Origin of the sequence: Nioella aestuarii, assembly GCF_050896395.1 — a bacterium.
GTDB classification, from domain to species: Bacteria; Pseudomonadota; Alphaproteobacteria; order Rhodobacterales; family Rhodobacteraceae; genus Nioella; species Nioella aestuarii.
The window spans coordinates 65,086-88,078 of the sequence record NZ_JBPBBA010000012.1; the positions used below are offsets into that span (position 1 = coordinate 65,086).

Annotated in this window: 18 protein-coding genes and 2 pseudogenes; 13 read left to right on the top strand and 7 right to left on the bottom strand. The window is 59.7% G+C overall.

Features of this window, described 5'->3' with window-relative positions:
• The first annotated feature begins 583 nt into the window (after window positions 1-583).
• The 10 genes from ACROHD_RS09390 (at window position 584) to ACROHD_RS09435 (ending at window position 15,483) form a co-directional block, all read left to right on the top strand.
• Window positions 584-2,686 (top strand): hydantoinase/oxoprolinase family protein, encoded by a 2,103-nt coding sequence (locus ACROHD_RS09390; RefSeq protein ID WP_432677437.1) that lies wholly within the window; start codon window positions 584-586, stop codon window positions 2,684-2,686.
• Window positions 2,679-4,328 carry a hydantoinase B/oxoprolinase family protein gene (locus tag ACROHD_RS09395; RefSeq protein ID WP_432677439.1) on the top strand — a complete coding sequence of 550 codons (1,650 nt, stop codon included), beginning with the start codon at window positions 2,679-2,681 and terminating at the stop codon, window positions 4,326-4,328. The genes ACROHD_RS09390 and ACROHD_RS09395 overlap by 8 nt, the downstream gene beginning before the upstream one ends.
• On the top strand, window positions 4,325-5,407 hold the full coding sequence (locus ACROHD_RS09400; protein ID WP_432677440.1) for a pyridoxal phosphate-dependent aminotransferase: 1,083 nt from the start codon (window positions 4,325-4,327) through the stop codon (window positions 5,405-5,407). The genes ACROHD_RS09395 and ACROHD_RS09400 overlap by 4 nt, the downstream gene beginning before the upstream one ends.
• Complete coding sequence (locus ACROHD_RS09405) at window positions 5,404-6,147, top strand: maleate cis-trans isomerase family protein (protein WP_432677442.1); 744 nt, start codon at window positions 5,404-5,406, stop codon at window positions 6,145-6,147. Before ACROHD_RS09400 ends, ACROHD_RS09405 begins: the two co-directional genes overlap by 4 nt.
• Window positions 6,144-7,490, top strand: a complete 1,347-nt coding sequence (locus ACROHD_RS09410) for an MmgE/PrpD family protein (protein WP_432677443.1) — start codon at window positions 6,144-6,146, stop codon at window positions 7,488-7,490. Before ACROHD_RS09405 ends, ACROHD_RS09410 begins: the two co-directional genes overlap by 4 nt.
• Complete coding sequence (locus ACROHD_RS09415; protein WP_432677445.1) at window positions 7,483-8,451, top strand: D-2-hydroxyacid dehydrogenase; 969 nt, start codon at window positions 7,483-7,485, stop codon at window positions 8,449-8,451. The genes ACROHD_RS09410 and ACROHD_RS09415 overlap by 8 nt, the downstream gene beginning before the upstream one ends.
• A 656-nt stretch (window positions 8,452-9,107) precedes the next feature.
• Window positions 9,108-11,708, top strand: a complete 2,601-nt coding sequence (locus tag ACROHD_RS09420; RefSeq protein ID WP_432677447.1) for a helix-turn-helix transcriptional regulator — start codon at window positions 9,108-9,110, stop codon at window positions 11,706-11,708.
• Between the two features lie 90 nt (window positions 11,709-11,798).
• Complete coding sequence (locus ACROHD_RS09425; RefSeq protein WP_432677448.1) at window positions 11,799-12,047, top strand: hypothetical protein; 249 nt, start codon at window positions 11,799-11,801, stop codon at window positions 12,045-12,047.
• A 225-nt stretch (window positions 12,048-12,272) separates the two neighbouring features.
• On the top strand, window positions 12,273-14,069 hold the full coding sequence (locus ACROHD_RS09430) for an OmpA family protein (protein ID WP_432677450.1): 1,797 nt from the start codon (window positions 12,273-12,275) through the stop codon (window positions 14,067-14,069).
• Window positions 14,070-14,568: 499 nt separating this feature from the next.
• Window positions 14,569-15,483, top strand: a complete 915-nt coding sequence (locus tag ACROHD_RS09435) for a Hint domain-containing protein (protein WP_432677452.1) — start codon at window positions 14,569-14,571, stop codon at window positions 15,481-15,483.
• Window positions 15,484-15,503: 20 nt separating this feature from the next.
• Here the strand turns inward: ACROHD_RS09435 and rlmH (ACROHD_RS09440) are convergent.
• Window positions 15,504-15,884 (bottom strand): annotated as a pseudogene (gene rlmH, locus ACROHD_RS09440) (23S rRNA (pseudouridine(1915)-N(3))-methyltransferase RlmH); the annotation flags it as partial.
• 191 nt (window positions 15,885-16,075) lie between these two features.
• On the opposite strand from rlmH (ACROHD_RS09440), the gene ACROHD_RS09445 reads away from it, so the two are divergent.
• A complete protein-coding gene (locus ACROHD_RS09445) occupies window positions 16,076-16,984 on the top strand; it encodes a Hint domain-containing protein (RefSeq protein WP_432677454.1) in 909 nt (302 codons plus the stop codon).
• Between the two features lie 116 nt (window positions 16,985-17,100).
• On the opposite strand, the gene rlmH (ACROHD_RS09450) is transcribed toward ACROHD_RS09445, so the two are convergent.
• The 6 genes from rlmH (ACROHD_RS09450) to ACROHD_RS09475 all read right to left on the bottom strand — a co-directional run bounded on the left by rlmH (ACROHD_RS09450) (window position 17,101) and on the right by ACROHD_RS09475 (window position 21,183).
• A complete protein-coding gene (gene rlmH / locus ACROHD_RS09450; RefSeq protein WP_432677456.1) occupies window positions 17,101-17,571 on the bottom strand; it encodes a 23S rRNA (pseudouridine(1915)-N(3))-methyltransferase RlmH in 471 nt (156 codons plus the stop codon).
• Window positions 17,572-17,577: 6 nt separating this feature from the next.
• A complete protein-coding gene (gene rsfS / locus ACROHD_RS09455; protein ID WP_432677464.1) occupies window positions 17,578-18,003 on the bottom strand; it encodes a ribosome silencing factor in 426 nt (141 codons plus the stop codon).
• A 112-nt stretch (window positions 18,004-18,115) separates the two neighbouring features.
• Window positions 18,116-18,829 carry an LrgB family protein gene (locus ACROHD_RS09460; protein ID WP_432677458.1) on the bottom strand — a complete coding sequence of 238 codons (714 nt, stop codon included), beginning with the start codon at window positions 18,827-18,829 and terminating at the stop codon, window positions 18,116-18,118.
• On the bottom strand, window positions 18,822-19,175 hold the full coding sequence (locus tag ACROHD_RS09465) for a CidA/LrgA family protein (RefSeq protein ID WP_432677460.1): 354 nt from the start codon (window positions 19,173-19,175) through the stop codon (window positions 18,822-18,824). Before ACROHD_RS09465 ends, ACROHD_RS09460 begins: the two co-directional genes overlap by 8 nt.
• A gap of 321 nt (window positions 19,176-19,496) precedes the next feature.
• On the bottom strand, window positions 19,497-19,787 hold the full coding sequence (locus ACROHD_RS09470) for a hypothetical protein (protein ID WP_432677461.1): 291 nt from the start codon (window positions 19,785-19,787) through the stop codon (window positions 19,497-19,499).
• 202 nt (window positions 19,788-19,989) lie between these two features.
• Window positions 19,990-21,183, bottom strand: coding sequence for a TsoY family (seleno)protein (locus ACROHD_RS09475; protein ID WP_432677462.1), 1,194 nt, complete (start codon window positions 21,181-21,183; stop codon window positions 19,990-19,992).
• 143 nt (window positions 21,184-21,326) lie between these two features.
• Here ACROHD_RS09475 and ACROHD_RS09480 point away from each other — a divergent pair, with 143 nt between their 5' ends.
• Together ACROHD_RS09480 and ACROHD_RS09485 are read left to right on the top strand one after the other, a co-directional pair.
• Window positions 21,327-21,620: a hypothetical protein gene (locus ACROHD_RS09480; protein ID WP_432677463.1), complete on the top strand. Its 294-nt coding sequence runs from the start codon at window positions 21,327-21,329 to the stop codon at window positions 21,618-21,620.
• Window positions 21,621-21,748: 128 nt separating this feature from the next.
• Window positions 21,749-22,915: pseudogene (locus tag ACROHD_RS09485) on the top strand (AAA family ATPase); the annotation flags it as partial.
• Window positions 22,916-22,993: the final 78 nt, after the last annotated feature.

The following is a 22,993-nucleotide window of genomic DNA, read 5'->3' on the forward strand; positions in this document are numbered from 1 at the left end:
GACAATTGGTGGGAACGGCCCAAAGTTGCCGTTCGGTAGTGGCAATGGGTGCTGGGGCGCGGCCCGTTAGAGCGGACTTTCGCTGCAGCCGAAAATTCTCGGGGCATTGAAAGAAAGCAACGCGGGACATCGCTGCCTTTTGTGCAAACCTTGTTTTATGTCTGCTTGACGATCATCAGCTGACACTCATGAAAGTTTCAGATGTAGGTCCACTTTTGGAGCTTTTTGTTGGCTTCCGAGGCCTGCAAGGCTGATCAGATGCGGCATAGATCATATGGCAAGAAATCCGCGCTCCCGCCTTCGCTCGACAAGCCTGATAGGCGAACGACTTCAAAACTGCTTTTTCGGGTTGGAACTGGTTTGAGTATTTGTGTTGACTCAATGGTCTTTGGTCGTGCAGCGTTTCGAGTAAGGAAACAAATGAGAGCTGCCGACGATGGCGCTGTGCATCATCGCAAATCTGGGTCGACGCGCGACAGGTTGCGACCTCGTTGTTTAACCTGAGTTAGGCGCCTTTGATTCTGACCAGTGGGCGCAACGGAATCGCGCATCACTCGACTTTCCTCTCGTCCGGTACCTTACCATGAATATTACAAAGGGGCTGCGCCTTGCCGTCGATATTGGCGGGACGTTCACCGATACCGTTTTGATTGATGTGCAAGGCACAATTCTTGCAACCGCCAAGACGCCGACGACGCCAGCAAACCCTACGTTTGGGGCGATTGAGGGAGTAGAGCGTGTGCTGGCTGACACGAATAATACCCTCTCGCAGATCGAAGGCTTCATCCACGGCACAACACTGGCCACCAATGCATTAATCGAAAGACGCGGTGCGGTTGTCGCGACGATCACCACCGCAGGGTTTCGTGATATTCTCGAGATCGCCTATGAACGGCGTTACAGCCAGTATGACATCAATCTCGTCAAGCCGGACCTGATCGTTCCACGCTATCGGGCCTTCACGATCGCAGGACGGATGACGGCCTCAGGCGACGAGGTGCAGGCGTTCGATGAGGGGGCTGTAGCAGCCTTGGCAAACGATTTGGCTGCATGTGGGGCCGATGCGGTGGCGATCTGCCTGATGCACGCTTATGCGAACCCCGCACATGAAAAACGGCTGCGCGAGATGTTGCAGCAGGCCCTCCCCGAAATTGTGATTTCGCTCTCGCATGAAGTCAGCCCTGAGGCACGCGAGTTTGACCGGCTTTGCACGACCATCGCCAACGCCTTTATCCAACCCCTGATGGCCGATTATCTATCTGACTTTCAAAGGCGGTTTTCGCAAGAAGGGTTAAGGTGCCCGATCCTGATGATGACGGCTGGCGGTGGCATGACGACGATCGAAACTGCGGCAAGACTACCGATCAGACTGGTTGAAAGCGGCCCGGCCGGGGGCGCAATTCTGGCGGCACGGATTGCGGCTGAGATCGGAGAAAGCGAGGTTTTGAGCTTCGACATGGGCGGCACGACGGCCAAGCTTTGCCTGATTGATGGGTTTCGCCCGCAGACAACCCGCAGGTTTGAAATCGCGCGGGCAGAGCGGTTTATCAAGGGGTCGGGCATGCCGGTGCGTATCCCCGTGATTGAAATGATCGAGATCGGCGCAGGGGGGGGCTCGATCGCGCATGTCGATAGACTGGGCAGGCTGCAGATCGGGCCTGAAAGTGCCGGCTCTGAGCCGGGGCCAGCCGCCTTTACCAAGGGCGGGACGGCCCCGACTGTGACGGACGCGGATGTGATGCAAGGATTGATTGACCCGGCCTTGTTTGCCGAAGGGCGGCTTGAGATCGATGTGCAAGCGGCGGAAAAAGCGCTGGCGACAGACCTTGGCGCGCCGATGGGCCTGAACGCCGCACAGGTAGCACACGGGATTAGCGAGATTGTCGATGAAAACATGGCGGGTGCCGGGCGCATGCACGCGGTGGAGTCGGGTAAAGATCTCAGCACGCGGCTCATGATCGCCTTTGGAGGCAACGGCCCCTTGCACGCGACACGGGTTGCACGGCGAGCGCAAGTTGATCGCATCCTGATCCCGCGGGATCCGGGGGTAGGTTCTGCTGTCGGGTTTCTGTTTGCGCCGGTTTCTTTCGAAATCGTTCGCTCACGCTATGACACGCTGACAACACTTGATCTCAAAGGGCTCAACGCCTTCTTTGATGGGATGATAGATGACGCCCAGTCTGTGGTGCGCGCAGGTGTGCCTGATGGGCCGCTTACCCGACGGCGCGTCGGCTTTATGCGCTACCATGGCCAGGGTCACGAGATCGAAGTCCCGTTGCCGGACCGCGCACTCACTGAGGCGGACATTCCCGCTTTGCGAAACGCGTTTGAGGAGGAATACAGCCGCCAGTTCAGCCGAGCGGTTCCGGGTATGACGATCGAGATTTTGAACTGGGCGGTTGAGGTGTCCTCACAGCCAAGCGCGCTGCGCCGCGTTTCAGATACCAAGACGGAGCAAACCGCGGAGGCCATGGGTGCGCGACGCATCATGTGTGATGTCTCGGGGGATTGGCGCGAAGCCGCGGTTTACAATCGCGATGGGCTTCGCCCGGGCGACAGGCTCTCAGGGCCAGCTTTGATCATAGAGCCGCAAACAACCACATTTGTCAGTGCCGATTTTTCAGCCCGCGTCGATGCAGCTGGAAATATCTGGCTGCACCGCCAAGGGGAGACAGACAATGAGTAGGGCGAACACGCGGCTGCAAGTCATGTGGAACAGACTTCTTGCTGTTGTCGAAGAGCAAGGCCAGGCGCTAATCCGTGCGGCCTTCAGCCCGATTGTGCGGGAATGTGGCGACATCTCAGCTGGTATTTTCGATGTACAAGGCCGAATGCTGGCGCAGGCTGTTACGGGCACGCCGGGGCATATCAACACTATGGCCGAAGCCGTGAAAACCCTGCGCGACCGTTTTGAGTTACGGGATATGAAGCCGGGCGATATTTTCCTGACCAACGACCCTTGGATCGCTTCAGGGCATCTGAACGACTTCCTTCTGATGATGCCGGTCTTTCATCGAGGGGCCGTTATTGGCTTTACATCTTGTACGTCGCATCTGGTTGATTTGGGCGGGCAAGGTATGGGGCCGGAGGGTTCTGATATCTTTGATGAAGGCTTGCTCATTCCCCCGTGCAAACTGATGGATCAAGGTGAGATCAATGCACTGTTGCTGGAGATCGTAAAAGCCAATTCGCGCGAACCGATCGCCAATGAAGGCGATATCTATGCCCTGATCGCGTGCTGCGAAGCGGGGGCTGCGCGGCTCGCCGGCATGATGGAAGAGTTTGGTATCGACGCGCTGGATGAACTGGCCAACTACATCATCGACACCTCCTATCGTGGCACGGTTGACGCCATCTCTGAGCTGCCCAAAGGGACATGGCAGAGTGTTCTCAAAGTTGATGGCTATGAAGAAGAGATCGACTTGCACGCCACGCTGACGATCACAGAGGCTCAGGTGCTGCTTGATTTCACCGGCACATCTGGCCTCTCAAACAAGGGCATTAACGTGCCGCTTAACTACGCCACCGCCTATTCCGTGTTCGCACTGCGTTGCATCATCGGGCCAGATATTCCCAACAACGCCGGCTCACTGGCGCCATTTCTTGTTACGGCACCAAGCGATTGCATCCTAAATGCGCAGGCACCGGCCCCTGTGGCCATGCGCCATACTTTGGGGCAAATGACGCCTGATCTTGTTTATGGATGCCTCTCTCAGGCTGTGCCCGACGCAGTGCCCGCAGAAGGCGCGTCATGCATGTATGATCTGCCGTTGCGCCATGTGGCAGAAGCGGCTTTGAGCGGTGGCAAGCAGTTCGCGCTAGAGTTGGTCTTTAACGGTGGCACGGGTGCGCGGCCAGCCCTTGACGGGCTGTCTGCGACGGCGTTTCCCTCAGGCGTATGGGGGTCTCAGATCGAAACCACCGAAGCCGTTGCGCCTGTGTTATTCTCGCGACGCGAGCTGAAGCAAGACAGTGGTGGCGCGGGCAAGTTTCGCGGCGGCCTTGGCCAACACATTGAGCTGCGCTCCTCAATCGAGGAAGACTTTATGGTCTTCCTGTCGGTCGAGCGGGTACTCAACCCTGCCAGGGGCCGCCATGGCGGGCAGGCCGGAGCCGCTGGGCGCATTCGCATCGGGCATGACGGCGAGGATCTGCCAAGCAAAGGCGAGGTCCGTGTAAAAGCAGGTAAAACGTTGATTTTCGAAACACCGGGTGGGGGTGGCTTTGGACCCCCTCAAGAGCGTTGCGTCGAGCATGTTCAACGTGATCTTGATGAGGGGCTTGTCAGCCTAAAAGCCGCGCGCGAGATTTATGGAGCCAACCTATGATCAGGCCCGTTCGCCACATCGCGGCGATGACGCCCTATGCGCTGGCCGAGTTGAATGCGCCCATTGGCAAGCGCCTCGTCTCGCTGTCCCAGAACGAAAGCCTGCAACCGCCGAGCCCGCTCGCCATTGCCGCCGCTGCTGATGCCCTGGCAAGCGCGCAGCTTTATCCCGATCCTGACTGGACCGCATTGCGCATCGCCCTTGGCACGACACACGACATCGCGCCAAGTGATATCCTATGCGGCAACGGTTCGATGGAGCTGATCGCCAGTCTGACGCTGGCTTTTGCGAACCCGCAAAACGCGGTTCTCGCCCCTGCTAATGCCTATCCGTTTTTCAAAACTGCCGCGCAACTGGCGCAAGCGCGGTTTGACACGGCCCCTGAAAAGCACGGGCAGGTGTCGGTTGACGCACTGCTTGCTGCTGTCCGAGCCGATACGCGCATTGTCTTCGTCGCCAATCCGGGCAACCCGACAGGAACGCGTATTTCGCGCCCCGAGCTATTGCGGCTGCGTGAAGGCTTGCGTGCTGACATCATGCTGGTAATCGACGAGGCCTACGGCGAGTTCGCTGACCATCTAGATGAACCGATGTTTGATCTGGTCAAGCGCGGCGATGTCGTGGTTTTACGAACGTTTTCCAAGGCCTACGGGCTTGCTGGCATGCGCGTCGGCTGGGGCGTGTTTCCCGCGCAGATCGCCGAGCATGTTCGTAAGGTGATGAACCCCAACAACATTTCGGTGGCCGGCCAGGCCGCCGCCAGTGCCGCTCTGAAAGACCACGCCTATATGCGTGCGACGTGCCTGAGGACCGCCACCGAGCGCGACAGGTTTATCAGCGACCTTCGTGCCGCTGGGTTCGATGTTGCAGATAGCTTCACGAACTTCGCCCTCATCCGCTTTGGCAACGCGGACGCCGCAAAATGCGCAGACAATGCGCTGCGGGCCGAGGGTGTGTTCTTGCGCGCTCAGGGCGGTGCGGGATTGCCGGATTGCTTGCGCGTTACGATAGGCGACCCCGACGATATGAACTTGACTGCCGCTCTGTTGAAGCGCTGGAAAGAGGGAGAGAATACATGACAACTTCGCGTGGGCGCGCGCGTTTCGGCGTTCTGGTGCCCTTTACCAACACCAACCTTGAGCCAGACATGGGCCTTTTGCGCCCCGATGGGGTTTCGCTGCATTTCGCCCGATTGGGGGGGTATGATCGGGACGAGATCCCGGATTCAGAGCAGATGCACGGGTTGGGCGCCGCTAATCTGAGCGAGCCTTTGCGCCTGCTGCAAGGTGTGAACCCTGATGTGATCTTATACGGTTGCACCTCGGCGACGCTTACCCATGGCCTGTCTTTTGACCGCGAACTCGCAAAGCAGATCAAGCAAGACAGCGGCGCACAAACTGTCACCGCCGCCGGAGCCCTGGTTCATGCGTTGCAAACCTTGAAGGTCAAGCGCATTGGCTTTGCCTCACCCTATGTGCCCGCGATCAACGACATGGCCATCGCCTTTCTGGAGGAAACCGGCGTTAAGGCAGTGCGCCGCTCGGAGGTAAGCGGAACGCTTGATAACTATGGACAAGGAGAGCTTACGCCAGACGCCGTCTATGAGCTTGGCCGCGCTGCTGACCATCCGGAGGCCGAAGCTGTGGTGCTGTCATGCACCGACATGCGCAGCGTCGAGATCATCGCCAGGCTCGAAGCCAAACTTGGCAAGCCGGTGATCACGTCCAATCAGGCGATGGTGTTTCAGGCCATGCAACTTGCAGGCCTTGGGGAGACTTTGTCTGGGTTTGGCCGATTGCTGGAAGCGAAACCAACATGAGCTTTGATCTGATCGCAGACTTTGTCCTTGGGGACGCCGATGTGCCTGAAAGCGCGCTCAACATGGCTGCAACGCTGCTGATCGACACCATTGGGGTGGCAGCAGGTGCGGCGGGTTTGGCCTCGGGGCGCATTGCTAGTGACCATGCGTTTGCATTTCACGCAGCAGGTGCCCCCGAGTACGCGGCACATATGATGTTTGACGGCCGACAGGCCTCGATCGCAGGGGCGGCTTTTGCAATGGCCACCCAGATCGACAACCTTGATGGCCACGACGGGTTAAATGCAACCAAGGGCCATATCGGCTGTGCCGTCGTGCCTGCCCTTTTTGCCTTTGCCGAAAGGCATCCTGAACTCACGGCGCGTGATGCGCTCAAGACGCTGGCTATGTCTTATGAGGTGGCGGCACGCGCGGCCTTTGCGTTACACAGTTCGGTGAGCGACTATCACACCTCAGGCGCTTGGAATGCTTTGGGGGTTGCCGCTCTTGGCTGCCGGTTGCGGGCTAGTAGTGCCTCGCAGTTGCGCCACGCGATTGGAATCGCCGAATACCACGGACCCCGCAGCCAGATGATGCGCGAAATCGCGAACCCGACAATGCTGCACGATGGTTCAGGCATGGGCGCTTTGGTGGGTTCAATGGCGGCGTTGATGGCGATGAAGGGCTTTACCGGCGCGCCAGCCATTACCGTAGAGAGCGATGAGTCCGCTCCGTATTGGACCGATCTGGGCAAAGTCTGGACCATAGAGCAAAATTATATCAAGTCCTATCCGGTGTGCCGATGGGCCCATGCAGCAATCGACGCGTTGTCTGGGCTGATGCGGACACACGGGTTTCACAGCCAAGATGTCACGCATATTGAGGTGAATACATTCGCCGAGGCGGCGGCGCTCTATCCGGGAATGCCAACGACCACGTCTCAAGCGCAGTACTCGCTGCCATTTGCACTGTCGGTTATGTTGGTGCGCGGGCATATTGGCCCAGAGGACATTTCCGGTGCGGGCCTGAGTGATGCGGCGGTTGCCGAGGTTTTGCCGCGAATTACCCTGCGTGAAGCCAAGCACCATTCCGAGCGGTTTCCTGCCGGGCGTTGGTCTGACGTCACCGTGACGCTGAGGGATGGAAGGCAACTCGCCTCGGGTGATGTACATGCACGCGGCGGGCCAGAAGACCCGATGGAGATGCAAGAGATCGAAGCCAAGTTTCAGATAATGGCCTCCTCGCTTGGCACAGCGCGCGCGGCGGCACTCTGGGCAATGCGCGCACGTCTGCTTCATTCTGATACAACGTTCGCAGAACTGGCAGCCCTGACGCGCACTCCAGCGGAGAAGCACCATGACTGAAACGCCGCGTATCATTTTGCACAAGGACAAGACAACAGAGCTGGCTGCGCAGCTGCTGGCCCGTTTCCCGAACGCGGATTTCCGCGAGTGTAACAGCTATGAAGCCTTACCTTCGCTGATTGAGAGCTATCGTCCCAACATCATCTATTCTGTGCGCTTTGCGGGCACGCCAGGTTTCCCACGCGAAGCGTTGTTCGGTGCAAACGGGCCACGCTGGATAGCCAACGGCGGCGCAGGAACTGACCACTACGGACTGTGGGACGCCAACAAAACCATTGTGACCAACGCAGCTGGCGTGGCTGCTGATATGATGGCGGAGTATGTATTCGGCAGCTTCCTACACTTCACGCTCGACGTGCCTGGCCTGCAAAAAGACAAAGCTGCAAAGGCTTGGCATCCCCGCACTGTTGTGCCGCTCTCTGGCAAGACGCTCCTTGTTGTCGGACTAGGCCACACAGGACAGGCCGTCGCGTCCCGCGCCAAGGCGTTTGGCATGACCGTCTTGGGTACCCGCGCAACCCCGCGCACGATGGAGCATGTCGACGAGGTTCACCCTGCGGATGCATTGCTTGAGCTTTTGCCTCGGGCCGACTTTATTGCGGTTTGCACGCCCCTGACACCAGCAACGCGCGGCCTCATAGGGGCTCGAGAGATAGCCGCCATGAAATCAGGCGTCATCTTCGCCGATGTCTCGCGTGGCGGCGTTGTTGATCAAACCCCACTTTTTGATGCGTTGACGACACGGCACATAGCAGGCGCAGCTCTGGACGTGTTCGAAACCGAACCCTTGCCGATAGACAACCCGCTCTGGGACCTCGAAAACTTGATCATCTCTCCGCATTGCTCCTCCGTTTATTCCGATTGGGGTGCTGCATCATTTGATCTGTTTTTACGAAACTTGGCACATTGGACGAGAGACGAGGATCTGATCAATATCGTAGATCCATCTCGCGGTTACTAATTCCGGCTGTCATTTGGACCGCCAAAAGGGGCTACTTCACGCGCTTCACTGCCATCTATGATATCTGCAGCACCCACCACTCGGGGCTTGCTGCCCACTTCAGAGCGACCGCAGCGATTTATTGCCAGGCCCGGATCGCAGCGATGTGGACGGCCCAAAGCGGTCATCCGCGGTAGTCGCCAGCGCCGCGCCTCAGCTTCACCAGGCCGGCCATTCGTCCACCTTGCAGCATCTTCGGAGGGTGAAGATCTGCAGTTCGGACAAAACGGCCATGCTACACGAGCGGACAGGCGCTGATTAGAACCCACGTTTCAGTAAGGTATCGACGGCGCGTCGTGCACTTTCGCGGCGTTCCGCGGATTGAAGTATCTGTTCCCCGGTGGTCTTGTTCTTGATTTCCTTGGCGGGGCGTACGTCGCCGCGAGATCTGGCAAAAAGCCGTTTGAAACCGTCGATCAAGATGCTCCGGGGGCCCACATGGTTCGTTATGTATGCCATCGTTCAGTCCTCCTTCATCAGCTTTCACGACAGGCATCTTCACAAATTGCTGGGTTCGCCGCGTCGGAGGTTCTCCCCATTTTCATTCCTCGGGTTCCCCATTTTTCGCTCCCCAGATTCCTCCCCCGAAGCTAACGTGGGTCTGTAGGGAGATAGGGATGCGCCTGGTCGATAGGGATAGGGAAGTCGATGAGCTGATGAGGGCCGCTGCCTCCGCGCAAGCGGGAGCAGGCCGAGTTGTACTGATCTCCGGCGAGGCGGGGATCGGAAAGAGCGCCTTGGTGCGTGCCGTTCTATCGAGACTTCCGAACGAAATGCGCGTCGCCAAGGGCGCATGTGAAAACCTGAGCGTTGCGGAGCCACTCGGGCCACTCCGCGACCTGGCGCGCGACGCGGGCTGGACATTCAAGGAGGATCTTGCGCGAGACGGCCCGCGGTTGCGGTTCTTCTCCGATGCTCTTGATGCTTTCGAGTCCGCCCCGGGCGGCACCGTTCTTGTTGTCGAAGACCTGCATTGGGCAGACGAGGCAACCCTGGATTTCTTGCGATACCTTGCGCGCCGGATCGACGATCGCCGGATCGTTCTGATCGTCACATCGCGGACAGACTCGGCGCCGGGGAGGGCCCAGGTCCGTCGCGCCCTCGGAGAAGTTCCAGCGCATGCGCTTGTTCGCCTTCCGCTCGCACCCTTGTCTGCGGACGCGATTGCCCAGCTCGATGTTCCTATCGGTATGGAGCCGCGCGGGCTTCTTCGCATCAGCGGCGGAAACCCGTTCTATGTAAGCGAGCTCCTTCAAGGAGGGCGAGCCGATACCGTACCGGAAAGTGTGCAGGACGCAGTGCTTGCTCGGGCGGACCGCCTCACAGTGCTTGGCCGGCAACTAATCGAAATCGTGGCGGTCTTCCCGCGGCAGGCCGAGACCGAGCTGGTCTCGAGCCTGTGTGGCAACGTGGTCGCGTCAGCCATTGCCGAGTGTGTGGAGCAGGGAATGCTGGAGGCCGATACGGGGCGTCTTGCATTCCGTCACGAAATTGCTCGGCAGGCAGTTGAGAACTCGTTGGCGACGGAGCGGCGCGTTTCACTGCACGCGAAATTGTTCGATCTGCTCGAGGCTTCCGGCGCCGCTGCGCCAGCGAGACTTCTGCATCATGCGCATGCCGCTGGCATGAGCGAGGCCGTAGATCGGTTGGCGCCCGAAGCCGCACGCGAAGCAGAGCGTCTCGGCGCCCGGCGGGAAGCAGCCGCGCACTATCGCCTGGCCGTTGAAAATGCCGGGGCGGGAGCAACCCCAGACCTTCTCGAAGAAGCTGCCCGGACCAATTACCTGATCGGGGATTTCAACAGCGCACAGATTTATCAGTCACGTGCGCTGAATCAGTGGCGACTGAGCGAAGTCACAGTCAAGGAAGGTGATGCGTGGCGCAAGCTGTCCCGCTATCGCTGGGGTGCAATGGACGTCTCCGGTGCCCGCGAAGCGGCGCTGACAGCGGTGAAACGTCTTGCGAATTATCGCGGTGCGGAACTTGCGATGGCATATTCCACTGTTGCTCAACTGGACATGCTGTCCTTTCGCTACGACGAAGTGCCACCCTTCGCAGAGCTGGCAATCGAGCTCGCACGGGAGTTCTCGCGCCCTGACATCGAAAGCCACGCCCTGAACAATCTTGCGGTGTCGAGATCGCGAACGAACCCTGAGGCTGCGATTGCAGATATGGCTCGCAGTCTCGAGATTGCCATTTCTGTTGGAAACGTGGACCACGCGTCGCGGGCGTACGGCAATAGTACCTATGTGCACATGTACACGTACGACTACAGGTCGGCCCGAAACTCTGCAGAGCGGGCCATCGAGTACATGCAGGAACAGCAGATCGACGGCTTCTTGCTATATGCGACCGGGACGCTTGCTTGTGTCGAACTTTCGCTTGGGAACTGGGCGAGAGTCGACGAACTCTTGAAGGGGAGCATGGAAATCCGAACGCAGTTTTCGGAGGAGGAGCAGCATTTCTTCCCTGCAGCTGTGGCGCGCTCGTTGTTGGATATCCGACGTGGTGAGGAACCACCCGAGGAAGTCGTACGATTTCTCAAGCGGTTCAGGCAGAGTGACAGTGAACTCCAGCGCTTCGGCCCCTGCGCCGAGATCGCCGCTGAGAAAGCCTGGATATCCGGAGAGGGAGTCGAGGATGCCATCTCGATTCTGGGCTCCGGACTGTCGCGGGCCCCAGCCCCTTACACCGTCCCGGAATTGCATGTCTGGCTGCACCGACTTTCGCCTGGCACCCAAGTCCCAGACACGACCAGATTCTGCGCTGCGCACCGCTTGGAACTCGAAGGAGATAACGAGGCAGCGGCGTCAGAATGGGAAAGGCGCGGACTGGTGTATGAGCAGGCGATGACACTCGCGCATGGTGACACCAGCGCCAGGATGAGGGCGCTTGAGATACTCGAGAAGCTCGGCGCCATCGCGCCGGCCGCGCGGATCAGGGCAGACATCCTACTAACCGATCCGGCAGCCGCGCGGTCCGGTCCCCGCCGTGCAACACGCGAAAATCCAATGGGCCTTACGCCCCGGCAAATGGAGGTACTGGAGTGCCTGGATCGGGGGAATTCCAACAGCGATATCGCCGACAGGCTGTTCATTTCGCCAAAGACGGTCGACCATCACGTCTCCGCTATACTCTCTAAGCTCGCGGTCGCGTCGCGTGGAGAAGCTGCGGCAAAAGCCCGTGCATTGGGGCTTATCCCAACCGTCTCAGATTAGACCAGGCGAGGGATCGAAGAAGCGTCCCAGTTCCGATTGGTTTTTGCCAATGTGCTGCATTGCCAACGCGGCCCATGCCCAGCAAGCAAGGTGAGCGAGGGCCGCTTCACCCGCATGATCGGTCTCAGCGAACAGGAGGAAGATCATATGGCTACATATCGCTGCGATGTCTGCGGCATGGGCGTGAATGCGACATGTGCGGACTGCAACGAGCCGCTCGTCAACGGGCAGCTCACGCTTGACGACGGATCGTCGGTTCAGGTTTCGAAATGCCCGAAATGTGAGGGCAAAATCAAATCGCCGATGTGCTGCGGCCAAGACATGGCCTGCGTCGCGTAACCAGAGGCCAAAGCGCTCTGGCCCCGATCGGGTCTAGAGAAGGTTTCATTGTCGGATAGCAGTGTTCAGGAACGCCTGCGCACCGGTGATCCGCGCGCGGTATCTGATGGCCTCTTGCGCAATAATTAACATACCCAAATAGGAAGAATGCTTGATTTGCAAAGCTCTACCAGCAAGTCTTGCCAGGGCGGCGCGCCGCATGATGAGATGTTTGGAGGAAATACCGTGAAATCACTAGCCATGGCCATTTTGGGCCTTCTTGCGATGTCGACGGTGGCCGTGGCCTGCCCGACATTCAACCAGACCGGGGCGAGCTATTCGTTGACGGGTCAGCAACTCTACAGTCCGCAGAGCTATACGGTCGTCGCAGGTGGTCAGAACCCGTTGCAGAACTGTGGCTTCAACAATTCCGGCTACGTCACGACGGCCCCCGATTTCTCATTCTACCTGTCAGGGATGGATCAATATTATCTGGTTGCCGATGTCATCAGCCAGTGCGACGCGGTGCTGCTGGTCAACACCGCCAACGCAAGCTGGCTGTTCGACGACGATTCAAATGGCAATCTCGATCCGCGGCTTGAAATCCGGGGGGCAGCAAACCTCAATGGCCGGGTCGATGTCTGGGTCGGCACCTATGATGGGTCTTATTGCAACGCGACGCTGAATATGGAGACCTGGCTGGCACAGGCCCCTGCGCCGCAGCCGCAGCCGCAGCCCCAACCGCAGGCGAACTGCCCAAGTTACGCCCATACGGGCCAAGAGGTCTCGCTGACCGGTCAGCAGCTTTACACACCGCAGCGTTACAACGTGAACGCGGGCGGCCCGACGCCACTGGCAAACTGCCCGTCAGGCGGCCTGGGTTATGCCTATGCGGTGCCGCATTATTCGTTCTACCTGTCCGGCATGGAAGACTATCAGCGCCTGGAAATCGAGGTTGATGGCCAGTGCGATACGACGCTTCTGGTCAATACCCCCTCCACCCAGTGGTATTTCGATGATGACAGCCGCGGGAACCTGCAACCGCTTGTGAACCTTGCCTCGTCCGGTGCCCTGAACGGCCGCCTGGATGTCTGGGTTGGCACTTATGACGGCGTGGACTGCTTTGGCGTGCTGGAACTGGAAACCTGGGAGCCGGTCAATGTGGCCCCGCCTGCGCCGCCATCCATGGCGCTTCCTGACGGCTATTTTCGCCTGACCACGATGTTCCGTGAAAGCTTTTACGAATGTCTTGAAGGAAACCAGGCGGCGAGTGGACCCGCGTTTATGGATCAGTGCCAGAATGTCACCGGCCAGCTTTGGAGAGCCACGCCCGAAGGTGGCGGCTACTACCGGCTGACCACTGCCTTCCGCGAGGGGTTCAATGAATGCCTTGAGGGCAACCAGATCAACGGTGTGTCCATGAACGGGGCATCCTTTATGGACAGCTGCCAGAATGTAAGCGGTCAGCTTTGGCGCGCCATTCCGGTGGGCGACGGCTATTTCCGGCTGACGACGATGTTCCGTGAAACTGCGGGCGAGTGCCTTGAAGGCAATCAGGTCAACGGGGTGTCCATGAACGGCGCCGCCTTTATGGATGTCTGTCAGGATGTAAGCGGCCAGTATTGGCGGGCCATTCCTGCGGAACTGGTGCAGCAGGTCGACGTCGACGCCTCCGCTGCCGTGATCCAAGGACAGCTTGAAACCGCTGGCATGACCAATCTTCCGATCAATTTCGAGTTCGACTCAGCCACTCTCACGCCTCAGGCGCGTGCCCTCGTTGCCCGGCTTGCGCAGGCGATCTTTGACGCGGGCCTGTCCGGTCGCGCGTTCGAAGTTCAGGGCCATACGGACGCGTCGGGGGCTGAGAGCTACAATCTGGACCTCTCGAACCGGCGGGCGCAAGCGGTGATCGAGGAACTGGTCAATGTCCACGGAATCAGCCGCACATTGTTGACGCCAGTGGGCTTCGGCGAAACCCGGCTGATCAACCCGTCATCGCCCAATGCGGCAGAAAACCGGCGCGTGGAAATCCTCCTGCGCTGAGACCGGGCCACTTGTAGCAAAAGCCGGGGCGTGTAGGCCATGCGCCCCGGTTGCAGAGCGATCAGACCATATCGCAAGCATCGTCGCTGAAACCAGGACGCACACGCAACCTCTACCGGGCGGGTTCGGGATGCGCCCGCAAAGAGGGGGGTGCCACCCGTACACCCCCCGTACACCGGGCGTGCAGACGGGACGGGGGTTTTGGGACGGGGTGGGGGGACGAGCATGGGGCAGCAGTCGGGACATTTCGCAGGGATCGCACGCGACCTGAGCCGAACGTCAACTGATCCTCAAGCGCTGCATCCAAGCGTTCCTCACGCCAGACTGTTGCCCTGTCCGCACGATGAACATCAGGCAAGCGGTCGCGCTGCATGAATGGATTGAGAAATCTGCCCGATGAGCTAAATCCGAGAAAGACTAGTGAACTTTGAGCAATGCTGTAGGTTTACCCAGTTTCCCTGTTCGGGAGCAATGGCAAAAGGACTTAAGGGAAACGGGAATGCCGACATCCATCCCCACGGGGTATCTTTTCTTTGCTGCAACCGAAGATGGGAGCAGCATGACGCCCAGTGGCACTTTTACCCATATCAATAACAGCTTCAACCTGGAGCTGTTCGATGATGGGGATGGAAATGCCGACACCGGGACAGACTACTTCATTAACTCGACCATCCCCTATTCCGGTTACACGATCGAGATCAACGGACAAGACTATGCCGTTTTCGGCCCCAACACAGTGGGCAATGTCTATGTTCCATACTTCGCCCCTGATGACCTCAGCACGTTGAACGGTCAAACAGTGACCCAGACCATCACCCAAACGGGTGAAAACGCGAGCGTGTTGAACGTGTGCTTTGCCGCTGGCACCCAAATCTCTACCCCGGAAGGCGCTCGCGCAGTTGAGACACTTTGCATCGGCGATTTTGTCAGAACCGCTAGTGGCAGGGATGTGCCGATCAAGTGGCTTGGCCGCCAGACCGTGCGAACGCGGTTTGGCGCGGCCGAACGGCTGATGCCCGTGCGGTTTGCGGCTGGATCGCTATCGCAAGGGGTCCCTGCCTGTGATCTGACGGTGACGGCCGACCATGGGATGCTGGTGGATGGGGTGATCTGCCACGCGGGTGCCCTGGTGAACGGGACAACCATTACGCGTGTGCCCCTGGCCGAGATGGGCGAGGCCTTTACGGTCTACCACATCGAGACTGACGGGCATGAGATCATCCTTGCCAACGGCGCAGCCACCGAGACCTTCATCGACAATGTGTCACGTCGGGTGTTCGACAATTTCGGGGAGTTCGAAGCGCTCTACGGCGATGTGCCCGAGATGGAAGAGCTGCCTTACCCCCGTGCCATGAGCGCACGACAGGTTCCCGCACGGATCAAGGCGTTGCTGGCAGGTAAAGCCGCCGCCTGAGACGTGATTGGGTGGGCAGCCTAGACCCTGTGATAGGGGCTGCCTGCCAGAATGGACGCGGCGCGGTAGAGTTGTTCGCTTAGCATCACGCGGGCGAGCATGTGGGGCCAGACCATGGCGCCGAAGCTCAGCACCATGTCGGCCTCGGCCACCAGCGCGGGGTCGAGCCCGTCGGCGCCGCCGATCAGGAAGGCGATGTCCTGTGCGCCCTGATCGCGCCGCCGGGCCAGCGTATGCGCGAAATCGGGCGACGACATCACCCTCCCGCGTTCATCCAGCGCACAGATCACCGCGCATGTGAGCAAGGCCTTGCGCAGCAGATCAGCCTCTGCCGGTTTGCCGCCGCCTTTCTTGTCTTCGACCTCCACCACACGCGAGGGGCCCAGGCCAAGCGCCGGGCCCTTTTAGGTGTAATCACCCAGGGCGTGATGCACGTCTCGTGTCCGTCGGGGATTGTGGGCCCAACCGGAATTTGTACTCGCAAACGGGCTAGGATCATGCATAGAATCCTGCATGACCATTACTCTTCCTCTTGCGGCGGCTGTGGGAAGCAGGATCGATTGCCAATCAGTCGCGTCTTCGGGAGGATCAAATGGCCACCTATCAGGCGTATTCCTACGCAATCTATGATGAGCTTGGCGACAAGATCGTGCAGTACGATCAGGACAGCGCGCTGACTGAGCTAACCACCATAAACTCTACCTTCGATCCGAATGAACTGGTCACTGGAAGCCCAGGCTTTACGTCGAACCTGACTTTCCTGGGAACCACACCCTCAACCGGGGGTGGAACACTTTTAGTGTTTCGTGATCCGACTTATCCAACCTGGTACACTGTGTTTTCCCCGAGCGAGTTTTCATCGGCAGGTTTTCCTTCAAGTTTCAACGTTGCGGGAATCTCGACCGGGGCATACGCAATGTGCTTTGCGGCTGGAACCCTGATTGCATCCCCGAACGGGGAGCGGCGCGTTGAAGATCTTCGATTGGGGGACGAGGTTGTTTCGGTGTCTGGCCGTGCGATCCCAGTCAAGTGGATCGGGCGTCAGAGCGTGTCTACCCGTTTCGGACCTGCTGAGCGCCTTATGCCGGTGCGGTTTGCAGCCGGATCTTTGGGCGATGGTCTGCCGCATACCGACCTCACTGTTACGGCTGACCACGGCATTCTGGTGGGTGGCGCCATTTGCCACGCCGGGGCGCTTGTGAACGATACAACGATCAAGCAGGTACCTTTGGCCGAGATGGGCGAGACCTACACGGTTTACCACATCGAGACCGCGGAACATGAAATCATCCTCGCAAACGGCGCGCCTGCCGAGACCTTTATCGACAACGTCAGCCGTCGGGCTTTTGACAACTACGCGGAATTCGAGGCGCTCTACGGAGATGTGCCCGAGATGGAAGAACTGTTATATCCTCGAGCGATGAGCGCAAGGCAGGTGCCGGAGAGGATTAGGGCGAAGCTGGCTGGTGCCAGGCTTGAGCAGCAAATAGCGCGGTCTTGATCCCCTGGCATTAACTGAGCTGACACCTGCGCCGACTGCAGCGATGTTCGGCTTCCCGCACAAAACAGACCTGACCCCTCCTTTGCCCCCGCGCGGACTCAAGGCCCACGGCCGGGTCACACCCGATGATACGGGCTGCCCGCCAGGATCGACGCGGCGCGGTAGAGTTGTTCGCTTAGCATCACGCGGGCGAGCATGTGGGGCCAGACCATCGCTCCGAAGCTGAGCACCATGTCGGCCTGATCGACCAATGCGGGGTCCAACCCGTCGGCGCCGCCGATCAGGAAGGCGATGTCCTGTGCGCCCTGATCGCGCCGCCGGGCCAGCGTGTCGGCGAAATCGGGCGACGACATCACCCTCCCGCGTTCATCCAGCGCACAGATCACCGCGCCTGTGGGCAAGGCCTTGCGCAGCAGATCAGCCTCTGCCGGTTTGCCGCCGCCTTTCTTGTCTTCGACCTCAACCACACGCGAGGGTCCCAGGCCAAGCGCCCGGCCCGTCCGGTCGAACCGTGTCAGGTAGTCGGATACAAGATCAGCCTCTGGCCCGGCCCGAAGCCGGCCCACAACGCACAAGGTTACCCGCATGAAGGATCAGACGCTGCCGGCGGGCAGCCACATCTTTTCAAGCTGGTAGAACTCCCGCACTTCGGGGCGGAAGACATGGACGATCACATCGCCCGCGTCGATCAACACCCAATCGCCAGTGTCCTTGCCTTCCATACGGGCGGTCAGCCCGAACGTTTCCTTCAGACGCGCGACAAGCTTCTCGGAGATCGCCGCCACCTGACGCGAAGAGCGACCGGATGCGATGACCATATGGTCCGCCATCTGGGTCTTTCCGCGCAGGTCGATCTGGACGATCTCTTCCGCTTTGTCGTCGTCAAGGGATGCAAGAACCTCGGCAAGCAGGGTGTCGCTTGTCAGGTCTTTAGTCGGGCGCGTCATCTGCGCCACCGGTGCAGCCCCGGTGGTGGCTGCTTGAACAGGTCCAGTCAGGACGTGGTCCTCCTTCACAATACGCCGAAGATCCCCGGCGCCGGGATATGGTCAAGATAGCATTCGGGGTGGGCTGTCTCAACCAGCGGACTGATTCGCAAGCGGATTCAAACCGATTATTGTGGCCAATTGGTCAAAAGAGGCTGGCAGAAAGGGGCGCAAGCACCGCTGTCAGGATCGCGTTCAGCCCCATGCCGATGCCGGAAAAGGCGCCTGCGGTCTCATTCACCTGAAAGGCACGGGCGGTGCCGATGCCATGTGCGGCGACCCCAACGGCAAAGCCGCGCGCCCGCCAGTCGCGGATACGCAGAAGGTTCAGCAGGGGAGTTGCGACTATGGCGCCGATGACCCCGGTCAGCAGAACCATGACGGCGGTCAGGGCAGGGGCACCGCCGATGCGTTCCGACACGCCCATGGCAACGGGGGCGGTGGCGGATTTGGGGGCAAGCGACAGAAGCGGCTCCATGTCGAGGCCAAGGGCATAGCCCACCCCAAGCGCAACCGCGATCGCCGTGGAAGACCCTGCCAAAAGCGCCGCCATCATCGGCACCAATGTCTTGCGAACCCGGCCCAGATTGGCGTGCAGGGGAACTGCCAGCGCGACGGTGGCGGGGCCAAGCAGGAAATGGACGAACTGCGCGCCCTCGAAATAGGTCTCATACGGGGTTGCCGTGGCCCAAAGCGTGACGGCCAGCATGATCACCGCCAGCAGAACCGGGTTTGCCAATGGTGCGCGGTTTGCCATCAACGAGATGCGGTCTGCCGCCAGATAGGCCACCAGGGTCAGCGTCAGCCAGACCAGCGGGCCTTCGGACAGGTAGGTCCATAATTGCCAGACATCAGTCATCGGCTTGCCCCAACAGACGGGCTACGCCTGTGAAAACCAGCGCCCCCACGGCAATGGCCAGAACGGTGGACAGGACCAACGCTGAGATCAGGGCGACACCGTGATCGGCGATCAGGTCAAGATGACCCACCACACCCACACCGGCCGGCACGAAGAGCAGCGAAAGGTGGCCAAGCAAGCCGGTCGCTGTCGGTCGGATCGCCTCTGCCAGACGGGGCAGGGCAAGCATGGTCAGTAGCAGCAGGATCATGCCCAGAACCGGCCCCGGCAAGGCGGGCAGCAGGGTGCGGCTGATGACCTCGCCCAAAAGCTGGAAGGCCAGCAGAACGGTTATGTGAAAGATCATGGTTGGCCCCTTCGGCCTGTGCCGCCTGCGTGTGGCCACACCTATCGAATGGGGTCGGTTCGCGTCAAATGACAACAGTCGCGAAGGTTAGTAATGCGGGACAATGCTGCCAATAGAACGATTGTCGCCAGTTTTGCGAAACTTGGAGTCCCAACCCAAATGGCGCACCACAACAGCGTCGGAGATTTGGCCAGAAATGCCACATGATCTGCATCCACTGAAAAAGACCGAGCAGTGTGTCGAGCGCATCGCTTGATCAGACCCAACTTGGTCCGGATTGAGTGCTAGTGCATGACCGGCGTTATCAATGGTGCGCTTGTGTCAAACGGTGCCCCCAGGCCCGAAAATTGCAACCGCCAGCAGCACAAGCAATAGAAAGAGACAGTACTTGAGGAACCACGAGCGATACTTGCGGGCTCGTCTGATAAGTACTTGTCCCGTTTCATCAAAGGTCGTCTTTGTCCGGTATTCCGAGAGCCATATGACGATGTTGAGTCGTGTCTCCCACCGCTGATCATGGCGCACGTGAAACATGGCGCGCAGCAGGTTTATGACGGCCACAGCAAAGAGCACAAAGGCCGGCAAGAAGAGAATAGGGACTACGAACGACATTGGCGGGACCATACCATGTCCGCAGACCACCATCCAATCTTCTATTCGTGCGCTCTCTCTGCCGGTTTAGGTCTGCCCTGGGCTCTATGCCGTCATCGAATGTGTTCCGGAAAGCCATCCGCCTTGCGGTGCGGCGGGGGGCTGGACACCAAAAACCCCGGCCGCTGGAGGCCGGGGTTTCGAGAAGAACCCGACGAAGGGATCAGGCGGGAACGGCGGTTTTCGGCATCGGAGCAAAGTGCTTGCGGGCCAGCATCCAGACCAGAACGATCATCGCGATCTGCAGCGCCAAGGCGATGCCCGAGATGGCCCAATAGGCGACCGAGTATTTCGCGACGATGCCAGCGGCGACCAGGCCCTTGTTCAGCCAGAAATGCGTCATGACGGACAGGGCCACACCGGGGCAGACCAGCGCATAGGACCCGGCGGAGGTCTCGGCCCCCGTCACGAAGCGGGCCACATAGCCAACGCGGGACAGGACCGCCAGACCGAAAAGGGCGAAGATCACTTCGATCGAGATCAGGCGGGTCAGCAGCATCAGCGTGTCGGCGGCGGTGCCATGGGCCTCGAAGGTCGTGTGCAGCCCGTGGTTCTGGCGCAGCAGCGCGATGCCGATCACGGTCATCAGCGGGATGACCACCATCAACGTCGGCGCGGCTTCGACATTGACGCCGTGTTCCAGCATCGGACGCACGCTCATGACCAGCACGATCAGGGCCAGGATGATGGCGGCGGTGATGAAGAAGGTGGACAGTACAAGGCTGATCCCAACAGTCAGGGTGGTTCCTGACATGGCCGCCGGGGCGGCAAGGCCCACGCCGATCATAGCGAATGCGAAGGCGGGCAGCATCTGGGCAAAGCTGTTATTGGCGGAGCAGTCGAAACCGCCGGAATGCAGGCGTTCCTTGATGAAATGACCCAATTCGCGGAAGGCGATCCAGCCGATGGCGAGGAAGGCTGCCAGCGCGGCGGGGAAGAGGTATTCAACGATGGCCCAAAGGCCGGGAACGAAGGTCAGGCCGAGGATGAACATGGCATTGACCGACATGGCCAGCGCCAGCGGCATGGCCAGAACCTGGCTGCCTGCGTTGGACTTGGCGAAAGTTTCATATGCGCGCGACCGGCGAAACCCAGCAAAGCGGCGCAGGTTGAAGGCCAGAAGCTTGAGGTTGAGAAAGCCGAACACGGCGATTCCAGCCCATGCGCCCAGAACCATAGCCTGTTGCAGCAGGGTGCCGCCGGTCAGAATGGCCCATGCGTCCTCAAAAATCGGGACCGGGCGGCCGGGATGCGGAACCCAGAACATAAGCCACATGAAGAAGGTGACAGTAAGGCCACCCGCTCCAAGCGAGGCAAGGAAGTAAAGCGGCGAGTAGCGGTTTGCGGCGACGGTCATCTCTGGCACTCCTATAATTGACAATGGTAACTAAATACGAAGGTGCCCGACGGGCTTCAAGAATAAAGTTGACGTTGTTAACTACCATGATGTCGCATGCCTGTTTACCGGCTGTTAACCACAGCAGATCCAGACTGCGTGCCATGAAGAAAACTGTGCTTCTCCTGATCCTGCTGCTTGCCGCATGTGACAGCCCTGCACCCGCCATGATGGGGGCTGACGCAACACGGGTGACGATTGACGGGGTGGATTTCACCATTCGCATTCGGGGTGACAGGGCCGAGGCGATCCGCACCAATATGATGCCCAACCCCTCTATCGGGTCTATCTATCCCCGTGCACTACAGGCCATGGAAGGGGTAAGCGATTGCAGCGTGATCGAGGGCAGCCTGCGTGGCGATGTGGCGGTGATGCGGGCCGATCTGGACTGCGGATAGGCGGAATAACGCATATATCTTGTGGATAATCCGCCGAAAACCGCCATATCATGGGCCTGAACGTTGACTCACGCCATTTGCCTGCCGGACACTGGCTGGAACGGGAATCAACAAGAACAGGCAGGCACGTGCGGTTTTCGCGGCTCAGGCTCAACGGTTTCAAAAGCTTTGTCGATCCGACCGATCTGATCATCGCGGACGGGCTGACCGGCGTTGTGGGCCCGAATGGCTGCGGCAAATCCAACCTGCTGGAAGCGCTTCGTTGGGTGATGGGTGAAAACCGCCCCACGGCGATGCGTGGCTCGGGGATGGAGGATGTAATCTTCGCGGGCGCGTCCACCCGCCCTGCCCGGAACTTTGCCGAGGTCGCGCTGACCATCGACAATACCGAACGGCTGGCGCCCGCCAGTTTCAACGATACCGACAACCTGGAAATCATCCGCAGGATCACCCGCGACGCCGGATCGGCTTTCAAGACCAACGGCAAGGATGTGCGGGCGCGCGATGTTCAGATGCTGTTTGCCGACGCCTCTACCGGGGCACATTCGCCAGCGCTGGTTCGGCAGGGACAGATCTCGGAACTGATCAACGCCAAGCCCAAGGCACGGCGGCGAATTCTGGAAGAGGCGGCGGGGATTTCCGGGCTCTATCAACGGCGGCACGAGGCGGAGTTGAAACTGAGAGGCGCGGAAACCAATCTGGCGCGGGTTGATGATGTGCTCGATCAGCTGAACGGCCAGTTGGGCGCGCTGGCCCGGCAGGCGAAACAGGCTGCGCGCTACCGCGAGATTGGTGGAGAGTTGCGGCAAGCCGAGGGGTTGTTGCTCTATCGCCGCTGGAAAGAGGCTGATGATGCGCGGGCCGAGGCCGAAGCTGCCCTGCGCGACGCAATTACAGCCGCTGCCCGAGCCGAGACCGCCGCGCGCGAGGCTGCGAAAGCTCGCGAAACGGCAGAAGAGGCCGTGCCACCCCTGCGCGAGGAAGAGGCCATTGCAGCCGCGCTGCTGCAGCGCGTGACCGTCGAACGCAATGCGCTGAACGAGGAAGAGGCCCGCGCCCGCCGCGCGATTGAGACCCTGACCAACCGGATTGCGCAACTGGCCAAGGACCTTGCGCGTGAGGGCAGTTTGAACGCCGATGCGGGCAACACCATCGAGGCGTTGGAACGAGAGGCTGACACCCTGCGTATTGCTGGTGAAGGCCACGAAGACGCGCTGACCGCCGCGCTGGAAGAGGTCGATGCCGCAACCACGGCGCTTGCCGAGCAGGAAACCGTCCATGCCAGCCTGACCGAAGGACCCCGATCGCGCTGATGAAGGCACTGTTGCCGGGCATGATGGACCGTGGATGGGGCAGGGTGGTGAACATCACCT

What these genes read in the sequence shown, in the direction of transcription:
- ACROHD_RS09390 (WP_432677437.1), top strand. Translation starts at nt 584, where the DNA reads ATGAATATTACAAAGGGGCTGCGCCTTGCCGTCGATATTGGCGGGACG.
- ACROHD_RS09395 (WP_432677439.1), top strand. Translation starts at nt 2,679, where the DNA reads ATGAGTAGGGCGAACACGCGGCTGCAAGTCATGTGGAACAGACTTCTT.
- ACROHD_RS09400 (WP_432677440.1), top strand. Translation starts at nt 4,325, where the DNA reads ATGATCAGGCCCGTTCGCCACATCGCGGCGATGACGCCCTATGCGCTG.
- ACROHD_RS09405 (WP_432677442.1), top strand. Translation starts at nt 5,404, where the DNA reads ATGACAACTTCGCGTGGGCGCGCGCGTTTCGGCGTTCTGGTGCCCTTT.
- ACROHD_RS09410 (WP_432677443.1), top strand. Translation starts at nt 6,144, where the DNA reads ATGAGCTTTGATCTGATCGCAGACTTTGTCCTTGGGGACGCCGATGTG.
- ACROHD_RS09415 (WP_432677445.1), top strand. Translation starts at nt 7,483, where the DNA reads ATGACTGAAACGCCGCGTATCATTTTGCACAAGGACAAGACAACAGAG.
- ACROHD_RS09420 (WP_432677447.1), top strand. Translation starts at nt 9,108, where the DNA reads ATGCGCCTGGTCGATAGGGATAGGGAAGTCGATGAGCTGATGAGGGCC.
- ACROHD_RS09435 (WP_432677452.1), top strand. Translation starts at nt 14,569, where the DNA reads ATGCCGACATCCATCCCCACGGGGTATCTTTTCTTTGCTGCAACCGAA.
- ACROHD_RS09445 (WP_432677454.1), top strand. Translation starts at nt 16,076, where the DNA reads ATGGCCACCTATCAGGCGTATTCCTACGCAATCTATGATGAGCTTGGC.
- rlmH (WP_432677456.1), bottom strand. Translation starts at nt 17,571, where the DNA reads ATGCGGGTAACCTTGTGCGTTGTGGGCCGGCTTCGGGCCGGGCCAGAG.
- ACROHD_RS09460 (WP_432677458.1), bottom strand. Translation starts at nt 18,829, where the DNA reads ATGACTGATGTCTGGCAATTATGGACCTACCTGTCCGAAGGCCCGCTG.
- ACROHD_RS09465 (WP_432677460.1), bottom strand. Translation starts at nt 19,175, where the DNA reads ATGATCTTTCACATAACCGTTCTGCTGGCCTTCCAGCTTTTGGGCGAG.
- ACROHD_RS09470 (WP_432677461.1), bottom strand. Translation starts at nt 19,787, where the DNA reads ATGTCGTTCGTAGTCCCTATTCTCTTCTTGCCGGCCTTTGTGCTCTTT.
- ACROHD_RS09475 (WP_432677462.1), bottom strand. Translation starts at nt 21,183, where the DNA reads ATGACCGTCGCCGCAAACCGCTACTCGCCGCTTTACTTCCTTGCCTCG.
- ACROHD_RS09480 (WP_432677463.1), top strand. Translation starts at nt 21,327, where the DNA reads ATGAAGAAAACTGTGCTTCTCCTGATCCTGCTGCTTGCCGCATGTGAC.